A 5,355-nucleotide genomic window follows, 5' to 3' on the forward strand; every position below is an offset into this window, starting at 1 on the left:
CGGTAGTTCCCTGAACCCGTGCCCGGACGGCAGCCTCTTTCCGATCTTCTCGAGCTCCCCCAGGCTCAACCCGCTCCGAAGGTGGACGCTCTGGAGATATTCCGCGAAGCCAGACCACGTATGCACGGTCAAAAGATCGGAAAGGCCGACGGACGTCAGTGTGATCACCCTTCCGAACAGGTTGCCGGACGTTCCCGGACAGCCTAGGGAGCAACGAGCGACAAAGGCTACCGGCGCACGTCGCTAACCGTACTACCCGTTCGCTTCCCATCCGAGATCGTCCGGAGGAGTCCGGAAACATCGACTGACTTTCCGGTCCTTGCTGCCCTGGGTCCCGATCGAATCACTCGACGAGAACGGGACTCACTATGCGACACCAACTGACGCGGTGGCGGAACTCAGACCGCGCGACACGTACTCTCAACATCCGCCAACTCCGGATACTGCTGGGACGCTGCGACATGAGTGTGCGCGGTTATGACATCGAGCGTGTGGCCGCCCTACTCGGTCCCGATGGGCAGCCCGCTTACGGTGCAAGTCCGCATAACGGACATGGCCGTCCGCTACTCGGTCCTCGAGGCCGACCGCTTATCCAACTCACCGATCTCGCACTGCGCGATACGGAGACCGCCGTCGTAACCGTCTTCCACGAGATCGCGCACCACCGCGCGTACCGCGTGGTAGGTCACGCCGGTACCGAAGCGGAGGCCGAGACGTACGGCCGACGGATGTACAACCAGTTCGCGCGGCACTGGGCCTGACCGCGCCCGATCTGCACGCCGGTGATGTCGATTTCCGCGAGAACTATCCACGGATGGTCTTGTTGGAGAAGACATTGACACCGAGCAGGTGTGCGGGCGCGCACCGGTCCGGTCTGTGGATGCGGATACCGGCCATCATCTCAATAAAGGGCGGGTCTCCTGGGGAAGGTGTGGCGCGGTCGTAGAGCGCGGAGAGGCGGACGCCGAAGATGTGGTCGTCCACGGCGCCGGGAGTCGGGAACCCGGCGCCAAGAACGGATACTGGCGGTTCCCGGCCATCAATCCGACTCGCGGCACGAGTGGATCTTCTCAGCTGAGGGGTGTCCGTGCGAAGGTCGGTAACGCTGCGGCCGAGTCAGTCGAGGTCGCAGTTGGTGAGGGCCATGAGTCCGGCCCGGGTGTGGGGCATGGACTCGTGTTCGGCGTGCCACCGTTGCTGCGCGCGGCGAAGGGCCAGGCAGGTCGGGAGCCTTGGGCGTGCAGGGCGTAGAAGAGGCCGAGGATCGTCGCGATGGCGTAGCCGCTGCCGGGGCCGTCGGCTAGCGGGAACAGGCCGCCGAACACCGTTGTCGCGCCTCGGCAGAGCATCACGGCCGGGATGTCGATCGGTTCGGTCCCGACACGTTTGTCCATGCTCCCAGAGAAGCACGGGCCGACGACGACCGTCTCCGGGAAGCTCAGGGACATCATCCGGGCGGCTGACAGGCCGGTCGTCGCCGTGCACGGACATCGTGAGAAGCGAGTAGACACTCGTGTCGACCAGCGCGTCGATCAGTGCCCTGGCGTCGCCCGCCTCGTCGAGCTGCCGTGGCCCACGGCGGAGGCCGTGGCAGTGCTGCTGGGCCGCGTCGCCGAAAGCGCGCCGGCCGGGCTTGCCCCCGTGCCGAAAGCGCGCGGGTCGAGCGGAGTCGTGGTCCGCGAGACTCGGTTCGACCTTCCAGGGCGAGATCGGGGCTTCGACTCCGGTCGTGGGACCGTTCGACCGACCCCGGATGTACCTGCACGACCGGAGCCCCGCCGGGGCGGGACCCGACCTCACCGCCGTGGCGGAGCCGAGCTCGTCGCGGCATCGACTCCGCGACGGATGTCGAGCTCGTGCTGGGCCAGTTCGTGCCCGGCCCGCGCGAGCAGGACCTGGACCGTGCGCGGTGTGCCGTCACTGCCAATGCCCGTGCACGCCAGGTCCTCGCCGTGACCGACCGCGCCAGCTCGGCGAGCGCCGCACAAGCGCGCCGCAGGTCCCTCGTCACCGTCTCGACCCCGCGCGCACGGTACTTCCCCTCCGTCGCCGCCCGGTCCCAGTCGAACGCCGTCAGCCGCGCTCCGGCCTCCCGCAACACCGTCCGGGTACGCCCGACGTACCAGGGGATCGCCTCACTCACCGTTTCCGCTTCCCCGGCGACGGTGTACGAGCTCCTCGACGTCTTCGGGGAGGTGGCGGACGACCGTCTCGATGAGGAGTTCCAGCGCCTGGCGGGGACGTTGTGGCGGGGGTGCCCTGACCGAGGCGGCCCAACCGGCCGTGCCCGCCCTCGTGGCCCGGATGGGCGAGGTCGACGACCGGCGGAAAGGTTACCTGGCCGTTCTCCTCGGGCTCCTCGCCGAGGCGGAGTGCCGGGCGACCGATGGGCGCCGCGGTCGGCGACGGGCTCGACACCTACCTCGGCCTCCTGGACGGACTCGGCAGGACGATCCGCTCTGCCTGGCGTTGTGCTACCTGCTGGCGTACCTCCCCTCGGGCCAGTACCGCGTGCTCCTCACGGGACCGGGACCGGCTCGGGGCGGACGACTATTCGCGACTCAACCGAGCTCCGGCGGTTCTCGATTCCGCCCGTCCCGTTCTCGGTCGGGTGTTCCCCTCGCCATACGTCTGGGAGCTCGCGGGCGCGGGGCAGGACTTCGACCAGCGCTGGATCAGCACGCTGTCACCCGAGCAGGTCCTCGACGGCTGGTAGGCCGACACCAGGACGGTCCTTGGCAGCCTCGGCGCAAAGGCGTACTGGGCGGTGGCCAACTGGACCGCTCCCGCCGCTGGCCCTACCGCAGAGGTCTGATTGCTCGTGGATCCACAGCGCCGTGTGGAGCCGGCATGAGCTTCCAAGAAGACCCTCCCTGGGGTGTCGGTCTCCACGGAGCTCCTCGACCCTTCGTAAACCCGGCTGAAGCGGAGGCCGCAGTTCATCTGGCCGCAATCCTGGAGCAGTAGCTGAGCAGCAGCGTGCTTTAACGTCGACGACCGCGGCTCACGCCGTTGGGCAATTATCATGGAGGTACCGCTCGGATCGGAACACATCTGCGTCACATCGAGCACGAGACGGGTCGGGACCGACCTTGACAGTCGTGCCGGGCGTGATGGTCCAACTGGGTAGTTCCACCGGTCGACCGGCTTCACGATAGTCCTGGCGGGGCCTCGTCACACCAGGTCACCTCTTCACAGTAGTTTGCCCCACATCACACTTCGCCGATGCCCGCAGGACCCGACGCGTCCGGACTCCATCTGCGCAGTGCCTCCTCGCGGTTGGCGTTTCACCAGGCATGGATGGACTGTGCCACTCCGACATGTTCGCTCCGTGCCTATTCCCGACGGTGTACCGATCACTTGCTGACATCACAATGTGACCACAGATGTAACCAACGGTCATTGTCGTACGACATGAAGCACTAGCCGTTGCACGCTGTTCGAACGCTGTGGGGTGCTTGTGTCTGCCGGGTCAGAGTCAGTCCGGATGGAGTTGATCGGGGAGGATCGGTGGTTCTGCCCGAAGACAGACCTAGTGCTGCTACGCAAGCCAGAGGTATCAGTCTGGCGCATCTTTCAACACAAGTACGGTTCACCGGTAAATCCGCCTTTGCGGATGGGCATCCCCGAGGTCCATTGGAGTCGATTCGACCTCGATAGTCATGCGACTCTTTACGGCGCAGGAATCCTTCGGGGCGCTTTTCTCGAGAGCTTGGCCTATGCGACAGTGGATTTCACCAAGTTCCCGCTACATGAGATCTTTGATGATCTTGCCATAGGCGCTGACCCCATCGCAGCCGAGTGGGCAACACTGTCCCATATGCAGCCGGGAAACATCCCGGCCAACTGGCGCGATGCGCGGCGCTTCGTCGATATGCGGTTCCGCAATCCTGGTTACTACGTCGATATCTCTGCAGCTGAAACCATCGGCAGCCTGCGTCGATCGGCAACCGAATGGGCTCCACCGGCGTATGTCAACAAACCAACCTTGATCGATATCGCCAGCTTGACTGGCAGCGACAGAGCGTTGACGTGCGCCGCTGCATCTTGGCTGTGGAAACAGCAGGCGCGCGACGGCGTCGGTATCTACGGCATTCGATACTTGTCCAAACACGGCGCAGATCTCGACTGCTGGGCCCGCTGGCTACCCGCCGTCCAACACACGAGGGACGTCACCGACGTCAACTCCGTCGCAACACATGGCGACCCACGCATCATCCAGCGGGATCAGCCAGATCTCCAGTGGGCGGCTCGACAACTAGGGCTCATGGTCTGGTAGCTCAGGCAGACCAGGTGTCAGACAGGAAGCCGTCCGCAGCCTTAACAGTCTCGCTGATGAGCCCCTCCCGCAATGCCATTGCCGGCGGCACCTCGTTCAGGAACGGGTTCGCGCCGATGAACCACGCACGCACGACGTGATCGGACTCGGACTTCGCCATCGCCAACCAGATTCGGTACGCGGTCTGCAGCCGTTGCCGAGCGTCCTCTCCCGGCTTCGGTCCGTCCGACTTAGCCCATCGATACGGCAGCTTGCGATCGCTCACCCCGGCCAACGTGGCCACAAGCGTTGCACCGAGGTGACTGTTGAGCTCGAGGACAATCTGGAACATGGGAGTTCGCACAGCGACCCTGTGTGCGTCTACCAACTGGGCAACAGTCATCGCAGTGCGCTCCTAACTCAGGCAACAGCAAGCACTATACCACCCGCTGAACACCTAGGGTACCACCAATTTACCACCACTACGCATCGTTGCTCTGCGTATCAACTCCGTAACGTTGGACGCCGCTACCTTGAGTGCCGAGCGGAGGTCGCGCTGCACGACGTCAGTCCATCTCGAGGGCTCCTCGATCTCGCGCTGGCCCGGCTGAAGGACGCCGGACTGGGTGCGCGAACGCACGACACGCACCGATTCCACCCACACGCTGGCCGCGCTGCGCGATTTGATCCGGCCCCACCGGCACAGGCCGCGCCCGATGGACGATGCGCTGGTTGAGTCGGCCCGCAGCGCGGCGCCGGCATTACTGCCGGTCCGTTTCTGCGGGCCGCTCGCCGAACCCGGCGTGCGCCTCTCGACGCACCGGGCTCTCCACGATCGGTGCCGTCAGGCTGGAGTCAGCCGCGTGAACGGGTTGGGGATCTTGGTGCCTCGGTAGCGGTAGCGGGTGACCGTCACCGATGCCGGGTTGAACACCGCGACCCCGCCTGCCGCGATCGGCAGCCACCGCCCAGCAGGAGTGGTGAACCGGCGACGGAACACCTTCCACGTCCAGCGATGCCGCTTGCGTAACCAGCGGATGATGCGCCACTCAACGAAATGACGCAGCCGGTCAAGGGTGTGCTTGCAGACGGCATAC

Annotated in this window: 3 protein-coding genes and 1 pseudogene; 1 reads left to right on the forward strand and 3 read right to left on the reverse strand. The window is 65.2% G+C overall.

Annotated features, from left to right (window positions below; genetic code table 11):
- Window positions 1–804 precede the first annotated feature (804 nt).
- Window positions 805–984 carry a hypothetical protein gene (locus tag ACJ73U_RS13020; protein ID WP_407777847.1) on the reverse strand — a complete coding sequence of 60 codons (180 nt, stop codon included), beginning with the start codon at window positions 982–984 and terminating at the stop codon, window positions 805–807.
- A gap of 2,503 nt (window positions 985–3,487) precedes the next feature.
- Here ACJ73U_RS13020 and ACJ73U_RS13025 point away from each other — a divergent pair.
- Window positions 3,488–4,279, forward strand: a complete 792-nt coding sequence (locus ACJ73U_RS13025; protein ID WP_407777848.1) for a hypothetical protein — start codon at window positions 3,488–3,490, stop codon at window positions 4,277–4,279.
- Window position 4,280: 1 nt separating this feature from the next.
- On the opposite strand, the gene ACJ73U_RS13030 is transcribed toward ACJ73U_RS13025, so the two are convergent.
- Both ACJ73U_RS13030 and ACJ73U_RS13035 read right to left on the reverse strand, forming a co-directional pair.
- Window positions 4,281–4,661, reverse strand: a complete 381-nt coding sequence (locus ACJ73U_RS13030; protein ID WP_407777849.1) for a hypothetical protein — start codon at window positions 4,659–4,661, stop codon at window positions 4,281–4,283.
- A gap of 441 nt (window positions 4,662–5,102) precedes the next feature.
- Window positions 5,103–5,355: pseudogene (locus tag ACJ73U_RS13035) on the reverse strand (group II intron reverse transcriptase/maturase); the annotation flags it as partial.

Origin of the sequence: Actinophytocola sp., assembly GCF_045807065.1 — a bacterium.
Classification (GTDB): domain Bacteria; phylum Actinomycetota; class Actinomycetes; order Mycobacteriales; family Pseudonocardiaceae; genus Actinophytocola.